The 19,813-nt window shown below is 41.0% G+C and carries 11 protein-coding genes; 1 reads left to right on the top strand and 10 read right to left on the bottom strand.

Translation table 11 applies throughout. The features are described 5' to 3' along the window. Positions 1-106: 106 nt before the first annotated feature. The gene (gene gadC / locus DXD68_RS13165; protein ID WP_122362020.1) at positions 107-1,663 is read left to right on the top strand and encodes a putative glutamine/gamma-aminobutyrate antiporter GadC; all 1,557 of its coding nucleotides are present in this window, start codon (positions 107-109) and stop codon (positions 1,661-1,663) included. A 103-nt stretch (positions 1,664-1,766) separates the two neighbouring features. Here the strand turns inward: gadC and DXD68_RS13160 are convergent, their stop codons facing one another. The 10 genes from DXD68_RS13160 to DXD68_RS13110 all read right to left on the bottom strand — a co-directional run bounded on the left by DXD68_RS13160 (position 1,767) and on the right by DXD68_RS13110 (position 19,675). Continuing rightward, a complete protein-coding gene (locus DXD68_RS13160; protein WP_122362019.1) occupies positions 1,767-2,351 on the bottom strand; it encodes an RbsD/FucU domain-containing protein in 585 nt (194 codons plus the stop codon). Positions 2,352-2,356: 5 nt separating this feature from the next. Next, positions 2,357-4,906, bottom strand: a complete 2,550-nt coding sequence (locus tag DXD68_RS13155) for a GH116 family glycosyl-hydrolase (protein ID WP_122362018.1) — start codon at positions 4,904-4,906, stop codon at positions 2,357-2,359. A gap of 61 nt (positions 4,907-4,967) precedes the next feature. Next, the gene (locus tag DXD68_RS13150; protein WP_122362017.1) at positions 4,968-6,599 is read right to left on the bottom strand and encodes a RagB/SusD family nutrient uptake outer membrane protein; all 1,632 of its coding nucleotides are present in this window, start codon (positions 6,597-6,599) and stop codon (positions 4,968-4,970) included. A gap of 5 nt (positions 6,600-6,604) precedes the next feature. Then, a complete protein-coding gene (locus DXD68_RS13145; RefSeq protein ID WP_233577139.1) occupies positions 6,605-9,832 on the bottom strand; it encodes a SusC/RagA family TonB-linked outer membrane protein in 3,228 nt (1,075 codons plus the stop codon). Positions 9,833-10,089: 257 nt separating this feature from the next. After that, positions 10,090-11,067 carry a FecR family protein gene (locus DXD68_RS13135; RefSeq protein WP_122362015.1) on the bottom strand — a complete coding sequence of 326 codons (978 nt, stop codon included), beginning with the start codon at positions 11,065-11,067 and terminating at the stop codon, positions 10,090-10,092. Between the two features lie 76 nt (positions 11,068-11,143). Then, entirely contained in the window at positions 11,144-11,722 is a 579-nt protein-coding gene (locus tag DXD68_RS13130) for an RNA polymerase sigma-70 factor (protein WP_122362014.1), read from the bottom strand. Positions 11,723-12,037: 315 nt separating this feature from the next. Continuing rightward, positions 12,038-14,077 carry a hypothetical protein gene (locus tag DXD68_RS13125; RefSeq protein WP_122362013.1) on the bottom strand — a complete coding sequence of 680 codons (2,040 nt, stop codon included), beginning with the start codon at positions 14,075-14,077 and terminating at the stop codon, positions 12,038-12,040. A gap of 98 nt (positions 14,078-14,175) precedes the next feature. Then, positions 14,176-14,634: a DUF1735 domain-containing protein gene (locus DXD68_RS13120; RefSeq protein WP_122362012.1), complete on the bottom strand. Its 459-nt coding sequence runs from the start codon at positions 14,632-14,634 to the stop codon at positions 14,176-14,178. 32 nt (positions 14,635-14,666) lie between these two features. Continuing rightward, on the bottom strand, positions 14,667-16,412 hold the full coding sequence (locus DXD68_RS13115; protein ID WP_122362011.1) for a RagB/SusD family nutrient uptake outer membrane protein: 1,746 nt from the start codon (positions 16,410-16,412) through the stop codon (positions 14,667-14,669). Positions 16,413-16,423: 11 nt separating this feature from the next. Then, complete coding sequence (locus DXD68_RS13110) at positions 16,424-19,675, bottom strand: TonB-dependent receptor (RefSeq protein WP_158585880.1); 3,252 nt, start codon at positions 19,673-19,675, stop codon at positions 16,424-16,426. Positions 19,676-19,813: the final 138 nt, after the last annotated feature.

The following is a 19,813-nucleotide window of genomic DNA, read 5'->3' as shown; positions in this document are numbered from 1 at the left end:
CCTAGTTTGACATCTTGTTGACAAACTAACACAATACCGATTTGTTTTACTGACATATTTAAAGCGAAACTAAACAAAACAAAATTCACATTTAAACAGTAAATTCATGGCAAATGTAGGAAAAGCAGTAAAACTAGGAGTTTTTACTCTTGCAATTATGAATGTTACGGCGGTAGTGTCTCTCCGCGGACTACCAGCCGAGGCTGTATACGGATTAAGTTCAGCCTTTTATTATCTATTTGCGGCAATTGTCTTTTTGATCCCTACGTCGTTGGTGGCAGCCGAACTGGCAGCGATGTTTCAGGACAAACAAGGTGGGGTTTTCCGATGGGTAGGGGAAGCCTACGGAAAGAAATGGGGTTTTCTCGCTATCTGGGTACAATGGATTGAAAGTACGATCTGGTATCCTACCGTATTGACTTTCGGTGCCGTTTCCATCGCCTTTATCGGGATGAATGACGTACACGACATGACATTGGCTTCCAATAAAATGTATACGCTGGCAGTGGTGTTGATCATTTACTGGTTGGCTACCTTTATTTCACTGAAGGGAATGAGCTGGGTAGGTAAGGTTGCTAAAGTCGGTGGTATTGTGGGAACTATTCTTCCGGCCGGTCTACTGATTCTTCTTGGTATTGTTTACCTGGCTATGGGTGGTCATTCAAACATGGACTTCCATGGCGATTTCTTTCCTGACTTTTCTAAGTTCGATAACCTGGTGCTTGCTTCCAGTATCTTCCTGTTTTATGCCGGTATGGAAATGGGCGGTATCCACGTGAAAGATGTGGAAAATCCATCCAAGAACTATCCGAAGGCTGTATTTATCGGTGCGTTGATCACTGTTCTTATCTTCGTGCTCGGTACTTTCTCTTTGGGTGTTATCATTCCGCAGAAAGACATTAACCTGACACAGAGTTTGCTGGTAGGTTTCGATAACTACTTTAAATTTATCCATGCTTCCTGGTTATCTCCGATCATTGCTATTGCATTGGCATTCGGTGTGCTGGCAGGTGTATTGACATGGGTTGCCGGTCCGTCAAAAGGTATCTTTACGGTTGGTAAAGCCGGTTACCTGCCTCCTTTCTTCCAGAAAACAAACAAGATAGGTGTTCAGAAAAATATTCTGTTGATTCAGGGATGTGCTGTTACTTTATTGAGCTTGCTGTTCGTAGTAATGCCTTCCGTACAGAGTTTCTACCAGATTTTGTCACAGCTGACCGTGATTCTTTATCTGATCATGTACCTGTTGATGTTCTCAGGAGCTATCGCATTACGTTACCGGATGAAGAAAGCCAACCGTCCGTTCCGTATCGGTAAACACGGTAACGGTTTGATGTGGTTTATCGGTGGTCTTGGCTTCTGTGGTTCATTACTGGCATTTATCTTGAGTTTTATTCCGCCTAGCCAGATCTCAGTCGGTAGTAATACCGTTTGGTTTGCTGTATTGATCATCGGTGCAATAATTGTAGTTGCCGCCCCGTTCATTATCTATGCTTCCAAAAAGGCATCCTGGGTCGATCCGAATGCACAGTTCGAACCGTTCCATTGGGAAACAGTTAAAGTACAGGCTCCTGCTGCAGGAACTGCTGCTACTCAGACTGCCAATACAAATAGCACAAGCGGAACAACGAATACGACCAGTACTACAAATACACCCACATAATCATACTTATGTAATTTCTATTCTACGTACTAAAGAGAAGAGGGACGGAACCTGGGAAGGTTTCGCCCCTTTATTAATTTCTGTACAAGGTTGGATTAACGGACTATTTCGATTGTTTTGCGTCAGCTATCCGTCCGTTGAGTATGGATTGTTTACTATTGTCCCAGTATTTACAATCAAGCTCGAAGAAGGTAGAGGTGTAGGGTTTTGTCAATCCTGTTTTTATAATAACGACTTCGAACAGATTACTAATGCTGTCCAGCCGGGCAATCAGCTGATCGTGTTCGATATTGATTATTTCGGAGGATGATAAAACCTGCTTCATTTCTGCTTTCAGACCGGCTATTCCCGGACAGAAGTCTTCTTCCAGGAAAGACAGTTCTTTATCCTGATAGGTATGGGCATAGACATGCATGGAGTTATCCAGCATGTTTTTGACTGTACCCAGCACTTCCGTATAAGGCTCGCTGGCGTATAAGGTCGTAATACCTTCCTTTGCTTGCAACGGATAGGCCATATCTGTTATGACTATCCAGTTGCGGTGGCCTAATAGCGGGAGCTTTTCTTGCAGGACGGTTTGCCAGTTGTCAGGACGGGAAGCCTGTCCTGTTACTACCGGATCTTTCTGAAGACAACTGCTTAGAAATAAGTTAGCAAACAAGCAGTATAGTACAATCAGTTTATTCATAACCCTTACAGTTTTATTGTTTGTTTATTTCCTTCTTTCAGATCGAAGTGTTTTAGTTTCATTTCTTTTTTATTGCCGACGGTAAGCGATTTCAATAGGAGTGAGCCGTTGATGACTTCGATGGTTACATCATTATCGGTGACCTGGATAGTTCCCCATGCGTAACCGTTACTCCAGAAATAGTTGCCGGGACGATCTGTAATTTTCATGCTTTTATCGACACCCGAGTATTGGAAATCGCTTAAAGCGATGATAGCAGACCAGCTTGCCATCGAACGGGCATAATGGTGTCCGCATTCCGGTTCGCTGAAAGGATTCCGTTTAGCACCGTCGTGACGGTCGCGTACGGATTGGATACAGGTGAGGGCTTCTTTTTCCATACCTTCGTAGATCATACCAACGGCCGCACAGTATTCGAATCCGGTCATCACTTCGGCAAAATAGGGGAATGGAACTTCCAGGCGGCCTTTAGGCCAGGAGGCCATAAGCAGTCCGGATTCATTGCCCATTACATAAGAACGCATATTGTTGAAATGGCGGCTGAAGTCCGTGACATAGTTGTATTTCATGATGCTGTTCATGCTTGTCCGGATGTGATCTTTATTACCCAAATAACCTAATCCACATAAATGGGACATATATTGGCCGACTAACTGGTCTACCAGGCAGCCAGGACCTAATTGGAAAGCGGGGATTTTGACATTCGGGTCATTCATGTCCAGGTATTCAAATGTTTTCGGATCAGTGATTTTATGTTCATAATATTCACCGTTGAACAGGTTTTTGTCCATCCAGCTACTTCCTTTTTCGAACAGAGTATGACATTTCTTTGCAAAATCTTTATCTTTCATGGCTGTAGCCATCTTTTCCGCAGCCTTTAATGCTCCCATATACCAGAAGCCCATTTGCGGGTTGGGCCCGTAATAATCCACATCCATAGTATTATGCTGGGCGCCTTCCATAACACCGTCCTGGTTACCATCCCATCCTTTGTCTGCCCAGGCGTAGGCGAGGACTTTCTTTACCTGTTCCCAGTTGTTTCTCAGGAAATCAGTATCTCCGGAAAGCTGCCATTCGCGGTATATTTTCATGATGCAACCCATTTGTCCGTCAGCTGCAGCACTGTTACCTTTATTTGCTTCCGAGAGTGGGAGAGAGGCTCTGAAGTTCATCAAACCGTTTTCTTTAGTAGCATAATTGAATTCTACGTCACGCATGGTTTTTGCCAGTTCCCCGAAAAGGTAAGGAGTTGCTACTTCATAGTTCCATACATGAGTACATGAACCTGCACATGAGCCGAAACGGTCCATGACACCTTCCCAACCCATCATATGCCCGCTAGGTAAACGGAATACGGTCTGTGAACGTAAAGTGGCAAGGTTAAACAGGGCAGCTTCTTTTACGACATCCGGATAAGAAGTATTGAGCAAGGCATTTACGAAAGATAATGTCTTCTTTTCCAGTTCGGGTATTTGTGGGATAATCATTTCTGCAGCTTTCCAGGCATCCGGATATTGATTGCTGTAATAGTTTCCGACTACAGTGGAAGACCAGGCTTTTCGATTCGGGAAATTCCAGGTGATATAGAATGTAAATGTTTCTGTGCTTTGAGGAGCTACCATTTTTTTTACGGATAGGGAAGCCATCGGGTCTTCGTCTTCCTGTTTGTTCCGTTCTGTCAGCAGGCCGTCTGCACTGAAATCGTCCCAGAAATTTAGTATGCCGTTGTTCCAACTGTCGGCTTTGGATGAGGTACGATAGGTTACTTTTCCGGCTGCCCGGGTCGTAAGGGCAACGGTTCCCCATGCCGGGTCGTTTTTGTCTACACCGTCCGAGTAAAGGTAGATCCCCTTTATTCCGTTACTTTCGATGTATTTGTTTTTGTTGTCTTTTACTCCGGTAGGAATGTAATCTCCTTTCCAGTCCGTACGAAATTTGTTTCCGTCTTTACCTATGAAATTGCGCATAGAACCACAGATAGCAACGTCCATCGGTTGGTCGGTCGTGTTGGTCACCTCATAAGAGAGGACAGCGACAGGCAATCCGCTGGCATCGGCATCGCTCGGAATAAATGGATTAAAACCTTTTATTTTGACTTTTACGGGTAAATCTTTATCTGATAAAGAGACTTGTCCGAAAGGATAGGCTGCGTCGAATGAGGCTTCGGCAAAACGCGGAAGTCCGTGATGATTGACAGGTCGTCCTTCATAATGGAGATATTCCTGTGGATATAAAGGACCGGCCAGTAGGGTTGTGGTAGCTTCCTGGTTTTGCGGTTTGGCATAGATTGCAAAGAAGGGAGCATTGTTTCCGGTTGTTACCGTACTGTATTTCTTTGCCGGGACATTCATGATTTCCCAGTCCCGGAGTTCTCCGCGACCACCTAGTGATACAGTACCTGTCCCGATCCCTCCCAACGGCAATGCTATCTGATAAAGATGTTCTTGATCGTATTTTTTTAGTACCGGCCACTGTTGTGGCTTCCATTCCTGGGCTTGGACCGCTATGATACTGGAAAGTACTGTTCCGGCCACGATTAAATATAGTTTATTCATGTGTAAAATATAGTTTATTTGAAAGACCGGCTCTATAACCGGTCTTTCAGTTTCACTTAGATTACCAATTCGGGTTTTGTCCTAAATTGGGATTATTGTCTCGTACAGATTGTGGAACAGGCCACAAATAGTGTTTTGCAGGATCAAAGGTACGGTTTTGTCCTAAGAATTGTTTCACCGTATAGTCTCCGATAGGTGCATTTTCATCTTCATTAATACCATATCCCGGTTCGTTCAATACTTTTTCGGCAATTTTCCAACGTAGGATATCGAAATAGCGTTTATGCTCGGTAACAAATTCATGCCGTCTTTCTTCCCGAATCTTTTCACGCATGGCTTCTTGATTGCCGACTAACTGATCTACACCCGGCAGTTCAGCACGTTTTCGTACTTGATTGACTGCCCATGCTATTTGTGAATTATTCGGATCATATTCATTGAGTGCTTCTGCATAAATCAGAAGAACTTCCGCATATCTGTACAAGCTGAAGTTAGTCCATGAGGCATCCGGTTTAATTAACTCCTGATCATTATATTTCAAATACATATAGCCTGTGATACCACCACCTTCATGGTTGATTCTTTCGTCTTTGTTATAAGCCGGATGAGGCATGTAAGGTTCATGAGATCCATTTGGGCGCAAGCATTCATAACCTGGTAAGAAGAAAGTCTTTTTTAAACGAGCATCTCTGTTTTCCCAGGGGTTGTTTTTGTCATAAGAATCTGACTCATAAATACTCTTTCCATCTGTCATTTCGTATGAATCTACTAACTGACGAGTCGGGCAGAAACTGGCCCATCCCTGTCCGGTTATTCCTGTCCCGGCCGGAGAAGCCAGGATTGGTAACATGTGAGTGATTTCATTTTCTTTGTACTGGTAGGCCAATATAACTTCTTTATTGTTATTATTGGCTTCAGCTTTGAAAATATACGCGAAATCGTCTTCCAGATCGTACAGATTTAAGTCTATAACCTGCTTGGCTGCATTGGCCGCTTCTTTCCATAAATCGGTCGCTTCTTGTCCATTGTGAAATTTGGCATAGCTAGCCATATCCAAATACATATCTGCTTTTAATGTGAGGGCAGCTCCTTTGGTGATACGGCCAATGTTGTCACCTGAATATGTTTCCGGCAGATATTCGATTGCTTTGTTGATATTTTCCAGTGCATAATCCAAAACGTCCTGCTTAGGTGAACGTGGTAGTGCTGCTTCCTCCAGGTCTATCGGTTTTTCCTTGATTAAAGGGATGTCGCCGAAATGACGTGTCATGCGGTAGTAGCGCAGAGCCAGGATAAAGCGGGCTTCTCCTTCATACTGTTGCTTTTTAGCTTCATCTATATCCATGCCTTCCAGGCGGTCCAGGAAATACAATATTCTGCGGATATGATCGTATTTCCATTCCTCTGTCAGATAACCGGTACCGGCATTGTGGGATCCTTGGCAAATGTATCCTAAACCACTTTCTCCCCAAGCATTTGTCATTAATGAGTTGTCGCTTTGGCAATCTCTCCAGAAGTCGCGTGAATTGGGTAATAATGGATACAGAGCGTTTACCCCGGCCAAAGCATCCGCTTCGGTTTGCCAGAATGTATTTTCGGATGCCTGTGAAAGAGGATCACGATCCAGAAAATCAGAACAACTGCCCAATGTCATAGCCGATGCTAATAAAAATACTAAACTATATTTTTTCATGATTCTTAAAATTGAAGATTAAAACCAAATGAGAATGTTCTTGCCAGCGGATACCAGCCGCCTTCCGGGTCGAAACCGTCATAACCGGTGATGGTTGCCAGGTTTTGTCCGGAAAGATACAATCTCAGATATTGAATATTGACATGTTCCAATGCGCTTTTCGGGACTGTATAGCCGATCTGTATATTTTGTATTTTCAGGTAATCGGCTGTACGCAACCAGAAACTATTGTATCTGGAATCGTAGTCGTTGGCTGTATTCGACAAAGTCAGACGCGGATAGGAAGCATCCCTGTTTGTTTCACTCCATGCATCCAGATGCATAGGACGTGCGTTGTCCGTCAGGTAGAAAGCCCAGCCTTCATAACCTTGAAGATATTTTTTGAAGTTCAATTTTCCATACATATTCATAGAGAAGTCAAAATCTTTATAGCCGAACGAAAGATTCATACCGAAGTTTACAGGAATCTTACGGTTTAGTACGACACGGTCTTTTTCGTCGATTACATTGTCATTGTTTTGATCTTTGAACTTGATGTTACCGGGTAACACATTTCCTTGATCGGGTGAGCTGGCAATCTCTTCTTCGCTTTGAAACAGACCAATAGCCTCGTATCCGTATGGTAGCTGATAGCGGTCGTTCAGATAAGTTACTTTGTTGTTGTCTTCAATCCATCTTTCCGAGTCACCCATTTCCAGTACTTTGTTTTTAGAATAACTGAGGTTTACATCGACACCCCAGCGGAAATCCCCCTTCGAATCCTGATAACTGGCCATGATATCCATACCCTGATTCTTCATCTTCAACATATTTGAATAAGGGGCATTCAAACCGAACTCGCTTGGTACGGGTGGACGATATAGAATATTGTCTCTTAGGTTGATAAAATAGTCGGCTGACAGTTTTATACGCTGATCCAATATTCCGAAATCTAAACCGAAGTTTGTATATTTGGATTCTTCCCAAGTGATGTTAGGGTTTACGGCTATATTATTATAGGCACCACCTACAAGTTTGTCGTTGAAAGCGTAGATTTTAGGATCGTAAGATAAAATCTGTGCAGTTGGATAATAACCAACCTTTTCTGCATCTCCCAATATACCCCAGGAAGCTCTCACCTTCAACTCAGACAACCAATTGCTTGCAGACATCATAAAAGCCTCACGATGCATATTCCAACCTCCGGAAAAAGATGGGAATATACCCCAGCGATGTCCTTTGGCAAAACGAGAGGAACCGTCAGCACGCAAACTGGCTTCAAACAGATATTTACCTTGATAGTCATAGTTTATACGACCAAACCAGGACTGTACGGCTACATCGTTGCTATATTCGTTACCGTCGCTGTCAGCGCTACCGTTCTGTTTATTGTCGCTACCGGTGTTCAGTACATCTATGCCGTCAAACGGCAATTTGTCACGAGAAGCCCAGAAACCGTCAGACTTGTAATATTCTTGTGAATAACCAGCCAATACTTTAAAGTTGTGATCAGTTGCGATTTTGAAAGAATAGTCACTTGTAAACTGTAATTGCGTACGGAAATTGTAAGTATTTGTTTCTTTCAATGAGGAAACCTGATTTTCTGTTTTTGCTATGTTCCCATCATTATCATACAGATAATAAGTATTTTTACGGTCTTTGTATGTTGTGTTATGGGAGTAAGTTGCAATATTTCCTTTGATATTCCAGTCTTTTAACGGAGAATAGCTTACGTCGAAAATAGCCATCATCTCTTTATGTCTTTCTTTGGAATATCCGGATTCATTGACGCCGGCAATAGGATTGCCCCCCATAGCACCGCCTGTGGCATACGAACCGTCTGTCGTATAGATAGGAGTGACCGGTGAGATACGTGCTGCCTGTGTCTGCCAAATCGTGGTTCCGCCATTCGGATTCTTGATGTTGGTTTGTGTATATTGCAGGCTGGCACGGGCCTCCAGGTTCTTTAAAATCTGAAAACGCATATCGGGTTTGAAGATCAATCGGTTATAGTTATTGTTCGGTAAGTTGCCGTCTTGATAGTCATTAGATATAGAGAAACGGTAAGAGATTGATTTTTCTTTTCCGGATAATGCCACATGGGTATTGTTAATAACGGTATTCTTCTTGTAGATTTCTTTATACCATTTATTATCTACGTATTTGCCCGTATGCAAATCCTGGATACCTTGTTCGCCGTAGACAGCCTGTTTTCCGTCGTTTATCATGGCTTGGTCATACAAGCGCATAAAATCTTCAGCACCTACGAAGTCGAGTTTAAACTGTGGATTCTGTATACCGATATTACTTGAAAATTCAACGGTAGGGCGTTCTGTTGCTTTCGCTCCCTTGGTTGTTACCAAAATGACACCGTTGGCAGCACGTGAACCGTAGATAGCTGCAGAAGCGGCATCCTTCAAGATGGATACACTTTCTATATCGTTAGGATTCAGTGTATAAATATTGCCAGGTATACCGTCAATAAGTACCAGTACACCGGAGCTACTGCCGATAGTAGATGTTCCACGAATATTGATACTTGCCCCTGAACCGGCTGCACCACTTCCCTTAGTGACTACCATACCCGGTACAGATCCTGCCAGCAACTCTTGTACATTTGTTACAGGGCGGGCTTTTAAAACCTCGTCTGCTTTTACAGTTCCGATCGATCCGGTCAGGTTTACTTTCTTTTGTGTACCGAATCCGACAACGACAACTTCATCAATAGCTTGTGTATCTTCTTTTAGAATGACTTTTATGCTGGTTTGTTTTCCGGCTCTGATCTCTTGTGGAGTATAACCGATGTATGAAATGACAATAATGTCATTATCCGATATATTTTCCAGGCTGAAATTACCGTCGACGTCAGTGATCGTTCCGTTAGTAGTACCTTTTATGGAAACATTTGCACCGATCACAGGCTCTCCGTTATTATCTTTCACTGAACCTGTAATCTTTTTATTTGACTGCAGGCTGTTGTTTACGGCATCCGAATGACTGTTTTTAGATAACAAAATGTATTTGTTGGTGAATTCGTAACTGATGTCTGTACCTTCGAATGCATCCTTTAGATACGAGATAACTTTTCCTGACTTATTTTGGACTTTTATTGTTCGTTCAGTATCTACTTCCCGGTTACGAAATACCACCAGATAGTCTGTTTGTTTCTCTATCTGATTGATGAGTTGCCCAATGGATATCACATTTGTTTCCAGTTTCATAATGGCATTTTGTGCTTCTGTATTTGTTGCCATAAGTTGAAAAATACAGACGAATAGCATGAATAACGATATTCTCATGATTCTAAAATATTCTTTAAAGTGTTGATCATGTACAATAAAGAGTGGTAACAAAGTTTTTATTTTCATATCTTTGCTAATAATTAAGTGAATACTAAAAATTTTTGACTTGATGTGTTTACTTGATTGCCAACGGCGGATGTTACAGCATCTGCCGTTTTCGCTTCTAAAAGTGTTTCTTCATAGGCATATTGTTTTAATGATTAGACATATTATCTGCTTAATGTGAAAATATTATTTTCATCATCTCTGCTGATTTTGAATTTGTGTATTCGTTGTATCATATGTAGGATTTCATCGATACCATCCCTCTGACGAAATTTACCGGTGTATTCCCAGCTGTATATCGATTGATCCTTAACGATGATCTTTACATCATAATAGAGTTCCAGCTTCTTCAATATATCGATAAGCGGCTCATTGATGAAGCTATATATTCCGTCTCTCCATAAAAAATAATCTGCATGGGGTAAGGAACCTATTTTCATTTGATTTCCTTTTATCGTCACTTGCTCTTCAGGTTTAAGGGTAACTCCTTTGGATTCTGCATCCGGAAAATATACTTTTAATCCTCCTTCGAGGAGGCTTGTTTGAATAGTCTCTTTTCCCGGATAACTGTAAACATTGAATTTTGTACCCAAAACTTTCATTTCTACTCCCTGCGAAGATACAATAAACGGCTTTTCCGGATTTTTAGCGACATCGAAAAAGGCTTCTCCTTCTACGGTTACTCTTCTTTCTTTTCCGGAGAATAGAGCAGGGTAAGTCAATTTGGTCTGAGAATTTAACCAAACTTCCGTACCGTCCTGTAGCGTCAATCGTACTCGTTGTCCGGCGGGTACATAAAGGGTATTCTCGATACTCGCCACAGGTTGCTGGATATCGGAATGACTGGAAGCAACCCAGTAAGTCGATAAAATCAGCAATGCAGCAGCTGCTGCATAACCAGTTGCATGCGATATGATTCTGCGTATCTTTTTTGTCCGGATGATTTTGTTAAACAGTATATAACCTTGCCTGTTCTCCTCTTTATCATTAGCCTGGTCGGAAAAATGCAATAGAGCATGCATGTTTTTATATTCGATGAATTGTCTTTTTAATTCATCATCAGCTTCTACCTGTCTTAAAAACTGCAATCTTTCTGTAGCATTAAGCTCTCCCTGAAAATATTTTATTATTTGTTCATCCATAATTTTGTCCTTGTATATAGTAGACACCTGAACAAAAGAAAATCGTTAAACAAAAAAGTAATTTTTTTCTGATTTCCTATAAAGAGAGGAGAAACAGCATTATCGGAAGGTAGTCTTTGAGCTCAGTTCTTAGTTTTTTATAGGCGATACCTATTTGAGTTCCAACGGTATTGATAGAAATATTCAGCTCCTGGGCTATCTCTTTCTGTTTTTTGCCTTCAATTTTACTCATGAAGAATATTGTCCTGCATTTTTCAGGAAGGGAGTCTAGTGCACGATTTATAATTTTTTCAATATCCTGATCAGAAAAAAGTTTATTGTCAAATGCTTCTAATGAGTCTAAATTCATTCGTAAAGAAATAAGGTATTCTTCCTGCATTTTTGTAGCTGTGTTCTGCACAACTATTTTATGGCGCATATGATTCAGGCATTTGTTTTTGATGGTAGTAAACAGATAAGCAATAAGATTCATATGCATATTGAGCATTTCTTTATTTTCCCAAAGTTCAACGAAGACATCCTGTACAATATTTTCGGCATCTTCATCCGAAATAACGTACTCTGTAGCAAAATGCTTCATTTTTGAGAAATAAGAGAGATAAATATCTTCGAATTTGATATTCTCCCTTTGTTCACCCAATGCCTTTATTTCCATTGATTAATAACTTTGTTCTAGAAGAACTGACTCTATTTTTTTAATGCAAATATAAGTCATTTATGAGATAAGTTCCTAATAGTGTGAGATAAATCATTTTATTCACGTAATAAAATACAAAGCCTTTTTTATTTTGGACCAATATACATATTTCAGGATATCAATAATATAGCTACTTTTATGGATATAGTTCTTCTAGAACTAAGTCCGTTTTTGAATGTATAGTAGGATAGTTATATTTTGATAAATAGAAAATATCCGATTCATGTGAAAAATGAACCGGATATTGAATTATAGGAATAATATCTATTATCTTTAGAAGGATAGTTGTATAATACTATGTATACGAACCGGAGGAACAGATATAACATATTTTCCGTTTGCCTCTTTTACAGAAAGTTTCTTTCCTTCTGGCTGTAATGTTGCTTTTTTTATATTTTTATCCGTATTTATTGTTAGTTCAACAGGGCCTGTAGGAAGAACAGAATCATAAACAGATACCTGGCTATTGTTATGTTCTCCATCGATATTGATGATATTCACTATCCAGTCATTCTTTTTTTGATTTAAGACAAGGTGCATGCGACCGTTACCGCTGATTGTTGCCAATGGTTTGGAATGGAGCGTAGTTACAAGAGAATTAAATATTTGAGCCATATTTGCGGAACGGTTCTGTTGATAAGGATCAGACAGATCACAGTATATGGCGGCTATTTTTCCTCTCCCATAAGGACTGATAGTAGCCATTGGATAAGTCTCTTCCTGATTGTAGTAAGGATCATCACATGTTTTCATTATGCCGAAAGTTTTGGTCTGATTGCCGGGAATGACTTTTTGCCACCTGGTATTTAATGCTGCTTTCTGACCATCTGCAAACAAGAATACATGACCGTTTTGTGTGAATTCTTCAGGCCTTACATCTGTTTCATTGCTGAAAGCCAAACTGGCATCTACTCCGGTAATCAGAAGATTGCCGCCGTTTTTCACATAATTCAAAACGATTTCTTTCATTTCTGCCCCGACATCCGACCATTCAGGTAAGACAACCAGTGAATAATCGGTAATGTGATCTTTTAGATAATGATCCATTAATACTTCGACAGTCTGACGTCCGTCGAGTAACATATTGAGTGTTTCTGCCATCCGTTTGCTTTCTCCGCTGGTATATAAGCTCTTTTGTGCCTTTTTCCATGCGTGGGTGGAATACCACAGGGCTATTTGCGGAATGGCTTTACTGTGATGACAATATGCTTGTCTTGCACGGCACCAGGCAGCCAGTTCTTTCATCTGGTCGAAATAAATTGTTTTTAAAGAACCATCCCTGTTCTGTTGATAGTAAGTTTGAAAACCTCCTCCCATGGCAATTACTTCGGCGGCTTCTTGCTGTAGCATGACCAATGATTTATTGGAAGGAAGAGTTTGGTTAAAATTAAATCCCCATGACATTAAATCCCATGGTTTTCCCTGTAATGCCAGGCAACGGGCTTCCCAAGCTGCGCTATAGACACCATTTTTTCCGGCGACATCACCCGAAAGAAAGTCGACAGGTGTGTCTATCTTCTCGGGCATCATAGAAGAATAAGACCAGTTGCTTGTTATCTGAAATCCGGGATAGGCTTCATGAATGGCATCCATGTATTTTTTCATATACAAACGGAATGCTTTCCGGTTGAGTTCCAGAAATTCAGGATAACCCTCTTCTCCGTTTTTGGGCATTATCTTTTTGCCGGTTTCTTTTGTGTAGAACTGCTGCATATAGAGGGAATAGTCGGGTATGGCACTCCAGCAATCTCCGTCAATCCATGCCCCGTCAATACCTTTGGCTGCTATCTCTTTTAGTTGAGGAATTAGTAATTTGTCGGAATAAGGACCAAAATAAGCTGCTTTGTCCTGGTCATATGTGCCATCTTGATGTACAATGCCCCATTCCGGGTGTATTTGCATGGCGCGTGTGTCCCAAATCCCCGAGTAATGTACATACAAAGCAACGTTATGTTTCCGGGTTACTTTCCTGAATATGTCCAAAATGTCTTTTTCAAAACCAGGGGCCTGATTCCCTACTTGCGTTGGATAGCTGGAATAGCCTGCATGACCTTTACAGTCAACTTGGATATAATCAGGTTTGGTGAGTAAAAGCAGAGAATCGATCATTTCTTCCGTGAGTCTTTTACCTATCTCATTGCAATCCATACCTGCATGAAAATCAAAATGAAAACCCAGAAAACTTTCGCTTCTTTTTAATGTTTTCGAGGAACTATCCGGATGCTTTTCCGGTGAAAGGTCACGTGCCGACGTATTTATTCCTGCCGAAGACAGAATAAAGATACATAATAGAAAGAATAATTTTGTCTTCATGATATTCTGTTTTAAGGAGTTCTTTTATTCTTATTTCGTATATCCAGATAAAAAATTACCTGCCCTATACGAAGAAAAGGCAGGTAATTCAGATCTTTTTATTCAATTATGAATGTGAGATAGAGTACATCTTTATCTTTCAAAATATTGAAAGGAGATGAGTTTGTCAATTTTAAAGGCAATACATATTTGCCTGCACTGAGAGTAGAAGTCTGAATAGGGATATTGAATGTTCCTAACTGTTCCTTTTTAGGTATATCTATTACCCAGGAAGAAGCAGTATAAAAACTTTCAGGAACCAATTGGTATTCACTTTTCTGTTCAAAAGAATCGTATAATAACCTGTCTATTTCGGCTGAGACAGAAACTGCTGCTCTGTCCGGATTACCACTACAATAGACGGATACCGGAATTTCACTACCAGATATATTGGTTTCCTGAATACCGGCTCTTGAGAAATATACGACCGGGTCTTTATACCCGTAACCTGGTTCCTCATTGTTACAGCCTGTCAGCATAAGCAGGCATACAAATATAGCATATATAAAATGTTTCATCGTCGTTTAATTTTATTATTCTGTGAAATCGATTACCAACCCGTGTTTTGCTCCAGATTCGGATTTGTTTCCATGTCATTACGCGGTATAGGCATAAAATACATCTTTTCGTCGAAAACATAAGGTGCTTCGTCAACTATATAGCGTTCGTAGGTCCATGTTTTTCTTAACATATCCAGCTGCTCGCTGAAAGATGCCTTTTTGTAAGCATCCGAAGCTATGATATCCGAATTGTTCAGCAGGTTTAAATATATTTTCATACCGGAGAACTTCTGCCCCCCCAAACGAGTCGTCGCAATTTTCCATCTGCGTAAATCCCAGTATCTTTTTTGCTCGAAACAAAGTTCGATATAGCGTTCATTTTGGATGAATTTGCGAAGTTCATCTTTATTGGCTCTGTTTTTGGCTGGGACTTCGGGATTCAATATACCTGCTCTCTGGCGGATTATCTTCAATTGTTCGCAAGCGCCGTTGATATCTCCCTGTTCATTTAATGCTTCCGCATAATTCAGATACACTTCTCCTAAACGGATTTCGATAAACGGGGTTTCGCTTCCCCAGCCATAGGAATAACCGTCTTTGGGGAGGTCTTCTTTAATCACTTTACGACACAGATAAGAGGTCAGAGAGTTATGGGCTGAACCGGCTGCATCCTGGAATTCTCCCTTGGCTTCCCATGATTTGTATCTGTCTGCTTCTTCTTTTGGAAAAGAAGGATCGATAGTACCCAGATCGAAATAACTGTACTGTGTACGGCCGCAATATTGTGTTTCATTGACAACAACGAAAGCATTCAGTCGTGGGTCTCTGTTGGCATATGGATTGGCAGGATCATAAGCACTGTCATCTGTTATATCCAGACCGTTGATAGTCGGGAATGCATCAACCAGTTCCTGTAGCGGTCCCCAATGGGCGGCATCTCCGTTAGCTATGCCAAGAGGTTTACACATGGCATCTACTCCATTATATCGTTCGGGCATTTTATAGTAGATTGCAAAAATATTTTCCGGTGACTGATAATCCAGGAACAGATCACGTACGTTCTGTTTCAATTCATAGAGATTACTTTCTATAACCTCTTTACTTAACTTGCCGGCATTTTCCCAACGAGACATATCCTGTGAAGTATTATACAGAGGGCTTGCCCAAAATAAGAAGGCACGTGCTTCCATTGCTTTACAGGCTCCCCAGGTAACACGTCCGAAATTGTTGCTATCCTGTGTTTTAAACTCTGTAAGGAGTTCTGCTGCTTTTTGGTATTCTTTTGTAACGAAGTCGAATACTTCATCGATACTGGCCCGTTTCGGGTAAAGGTCTTCCGATTCAAATGTCTGAGGTTCCAGGATAAGAGGTACGCCGCCATAGCGGGTTACCATTTTAAAATAAGCAGTAGCTCTGAAAAAGGTTGTTTCGCCTTTCATCCGGTCTTTTAACTTGGCATCCATTGTTACGTCGTCTATGTTCTGTAAGATTTCGTTACATTTACGGATATAGCCATAAGCCCAATATGCCATCGGATTATTTTCCAATCCCCATTCTCCTTTCACTACTTTCCATGCATTATGTGTCCGGTAGCCGTTTCTGGCTTCATCACTAAAGTCGTTTTCCTCGCGGCTCCAGCTGGGATATTTGGCATAGAGATTGTTTACATATGTTTCAACCAGGAGAGGGTCCTGCCATACAATGTCCGACCCCATTGATTCCAGATTTGTTTTGTCGAACAGATCATTGCATGAAAACATACAAACAGCACTAAATAATAGAATATATTTTTTCATGATTTCTTTTTTTAATAGGTGAAGTTAAGACCAAAGTTTACGGATTTCATTTGCGGATAATACTGAGCCGAACCACCTGTCATTTCAGGGTCCATAATGTCCAGTTTGTCGAATGTCAGCAAATTCGTTCCGTTGATATATAAACGCAAACCGTTAATTACTTTTGTTTTTCCGAGTAATGATTTGGGGAATGTGTAAGATAGTTCAATATTTTTCAGACGCAGGTAGTTGCCATTCTTTACCCATATATTGGAGGCTCTGTTGTTATTGGAGTTTCCTCCAACGTAAGCTCTCGGATATTGAGCATCTCTGTTTTCCGGAGACCATGAATTTTCAGATAGATAGCTGTAATAATTGCTGGACCCATCTAAAAACATGGTTGTTCCATATCCATCCAGCATAATCGATTTATGGGCAGCTCCCTGGAATAGGGCACTAAATTCAAATCCTTTCCATCCGCAGGAAATATTAAAACCATAAATAATTTCGGGGATCGATCCGTAACGGTCTACAACGATCAGGTCATTTTCATTGATCATCCCGTCGCCGTTCACGTCTGCATATTTCACATCACCCGGTTTCTGACCGCCGTTGAACTGTTTAGGCCATGCATCGATCTCTTCTTGTGACTGGAATATGCCTAGTGCTTTCATCCCGACAAGTCCGGCATAAGGGCGACCTATCTTTTCTGTCGTGTTATCCATTAATGAAACTTTTGTTCCGCTTGTACTTAACGTATGGGTGAAAGGACGGCCTACTACTTTATAGTAATCAGGAGTTGTTTCGCTTTCATCGAACTGGATAACCTTATTACGGACAAAACTGAAGTTTCCTCCGATTCTGTATGTGAAATCACCGATCTGATGAGAATGGGTAAGTGATATTTCCAATCCTTTGTTATCCAATATTCCGTAGTTTACGTCAGGTAATGTGGCTCCGAATGTTTCCGGAATAGTTCTGATCTGCGGGGCAAGGATATCTTTGGTTCTTTTTGCAAAGAAGTCAATTTCAAATCCCAGTAGACCCTGCCATAACAAACCTTCCAGTCCGACATCGAATGTAGATGACTTTTCCCAGGTAATGTTAGGATTAGGGAACAGATCTTTATAAACGGCGATACTGTTGACATTACCTCCTCCTATGGTAGCTACGTCAGAATACACAAATTCCGACATGTACTGCCATAATTTAACCTGGTCATTACCTAATGTTCCGTAGGATGCTCTTAATTTCAGGTTATCGATAAATGAGTAATTGTCTTTGATGAAAGACTCGTTAGATATCCTCCAGGCTCCGGAAACAGAGGGGAAGAATCCGTATCTGTGTCCTTTCGGGAATGTGATTGAACCGTCATAGCGGAATGATGCTTCAAACATATATCTGGAATCATAAGCATAATTGATACGTCCGACTAAACCGTTACGTGCCCATTCGTTTGCTTTGCCCGCATTGGTTTTATCGGTATCGCCTCCGGCAGAGAGTTGAGGTACTGAATTTGATACGAAGTTTGTGCGGAAAGCCGAGAACTCGTTCCCTTTGGAAGATTCTTCTTCATATAGGAAAAGTAAACCGACATCATGTTTGCCAAATGTACGATTGTAGTTTAAAGAAAGGTTATAAGTATAACCGTCTCCCTGATCGAATTTTTCGTCCAGCTTGGTTTTTTCTCCTACAACTTTGGTATTTATAATATCACCGTTTTCATTTATATCATACATTTTGTACGGAATAAAGAACTTCTTATTATACATATAATTTTTTCCGTAAGAGAACATACCTTTGGCTATCAGCCCTTCGATTCCGGGTATTTTGTAATCAGCTTTGAATGTTACCCGGAAATCATTGTACGTTTGCTTGTTATTTCCTGAATTGTGTACCATTTCCGGCAAATGTTCCCCGTTGGTATTAGCTGGCAAGCCATTAGGGTGATAAGCTGGGAGAGTCGGATTTTGACGGGCTACATAATGGTATAAATCTTCAGGGTTCCACCCTGGAGTATCGTAGGTTCTTGTACTTGCATCCACATCAGCCGAGATATTCAGTCTTTCGGTTACCTTCGCATCAATATTGGAACGGAAATTGTATTTCTTATAATCAAAATTGTCGATTAATCCGTCTTCATTATGGTGACCTAGTGAAACGAAATATTTTACCCGTTCCGAACCTCCGGAAAGATTGAGGTTGGCATAATACTGGGAAGCTGTTTTATTGAATGTTTCTTTATACCAGTCGGTTCCCTGTTCGCCATTTCTGAATTTATCCAGTTGTTCCTGCGAAAATATACGGGTATCGTTAGGATCAACACCATCCATCAGATAAGCTTTATTACGGGTTGTCGCCCATTCGTACGGACTTGCCAGATCCGGATAACGTGTTACGCTTTTTAAACCGTAATAGGTATCCAGTTTGACAGACGGTTTGCCGTCTTTACCGCGTTTGGTAGTTACCAGGATAACTCCATTGGCAGCTCTTGCACCATAAACGGCTGCGGCGGCTGCATCTTTCAGTACGGAGATATTTTCGATTTCGTTCGGGTCGAGATTACTGAAATCACGTTCGATACCGTCCACGATTACTAATGGGTCACTGTTATTCCAGGTTCCTTGTCCTCGGATTAACAGTTTAGAACCCGATCCGGGTTTTCCCGATTCGTTAACGGCAATCAAACCCGGCATACGTCCTACCAATGATTCGCTCAGATTGGATGTGGAAGATTTCTTGATATCCTCCTGTGCAATGGTTGCGATAGAGCCGGAAATACTTGTTTTCTTTTGTACACCGTATCCGACAACAACGACTTCTTCCAGATTCTGTGTGTCTTCTGCAAGTTGGATATCCAGTGATGTTTTGTTTCCTACTGTTATATCCTGAGTTAAATAACCTATATAGGAAACTTGTAACTGAGCTTTATCAGGAACTTCCAGAGAGAATTTACCATCTATATCTGTAATAGTACCGATGGTTGTACCTTTGACTGAGACATTCGCTCCGATAATTGTTTCTCCCTTGGTATCGGTAACGACACCATTGATAATACGTCCTTTCTGTTGTGCAACTGCAGAAGGGTAGTTCTCTTCCCCTTTCTTCATTAGCATAATGTTTGAACCTTCTACTGCATAGACGATATCGGTCCGTCCAAATGCCTGGTTTAATACTTCTGCAACTGTTTTATCGGTTGCATTTACGGTTACTTTACGTTGCAGGTTTATTTCGTCTTTTTTATATACGAACAGATAATCGGTTTGTTTCTCTATCTCCTGCATGAGATCTCGTGTTGAGATGTTTTTCGCTACAATAGAAACTTTCATAGTCTGAGAAGCAGCTTCCGTTGCAAATATCCCAGATATGAAGATAAAGAGATACACAAAAGCAAATTTCATAATGCGAAATATGTGTTTAAA

The organism is Parabacteroides sp. TM07-1AC (assembly GCF_003480915.1).
In the GTDB taxonomy this organism is placed as follows: Bacteria; Bacteroidota; Bacteroidia; order Bacteroidales; family Tannerellaceae; genus Parabacteroides; species Parabacteroides chongii.
The sequence above is the reverse complement of the archived record's forward strand: the minus strand, read 5'-3'. Positions and strand labels throughout refer to the sequence as shown.

What these genes read in the sequence shown, in the direction of transcription:
- gadC (WP_122362020.1), top strand. Translation starts at nt 107, where the DNA reads ATGGCAAATGTAGGAAAAGCAGTAAAACTAGGAGTTTTTACTCTTGCA.
- DXD68_RS13160 (WP_122362019.1), bottom strand. Translation starts at nt 2,351, where the DNA reads ATGAATAAACTGATTGTACTATACTGCTTGTTTGCTAACTTATTTCTA.
- DXD68_RS13155 (WP_122362018.1), bottom strand. Translation starts at nt 4,906, where the DNA reads ATGAATAAACTATATTTAATCGTGGCCGGAACAGTACTTTCCAGTATC.
- DXD68_RS13150 (WP_122362017.1), bottom strand. Translation starts at nt 6,599, where the DNA reads ATGAAAAAATATAGTTTAGTATTTTTATTAGCATCGGCTATGACATTG.
- DXD68_RS13145 (WP_233577139.1), bottom strand. Translation starts at nt 9,832, where the DNA reads ATGGCAACAAATACAGAAGCACAAAATGCCATTATGAAACTGGAAACA.
- DXD68_RS13135 (WP_122362015.1), bottom strand. Translation starts at nt 11,067, where the DNA reads ATGGATGAACAAATAATAAAATATTTTCAGGGAGAGCTTAATGCTACA.
- DXD68_RS13130 (WP_122362014.1), bottom strand. Translation starts at nt 11,722, where the DNA reads ATGGAAATAAAGGCATTGGGTGAACAAAGGGAGAATATCAAATTCGAA.
- DXD68_RS13125 (WP_122362013.1), bottom strand. Translation starts at nt 14,077, where the DNA reads ATGAAGACAAAATTATTCTTTCTATTATGTATCTTTATTCTGTCTTCG.
- DXD68_RS13120 (WP_122362012.1), bottom strand. Translation starts at nt 14,634, where the DNA reads ATGAAACATTTTATATATGCTATATTTGTATGCCTGCTTATGCTGACA.
- DXD68_RS13115 (WP_122362011.1), bottom strand. Translation starts at nt 16,412, where the DNA reads ATGAAAAAATATATTCTATTATTTAGTGCTGTTTGTATGTTTTCATGC.
- DXD68_RS13110 (WP_158585880.1), bottom strand. Translation starts at nt 19,675, where the DNA reads ATGCAGGAGATAGAGAAACAAACCGATTATCTGTTCGTATATAAAAAA.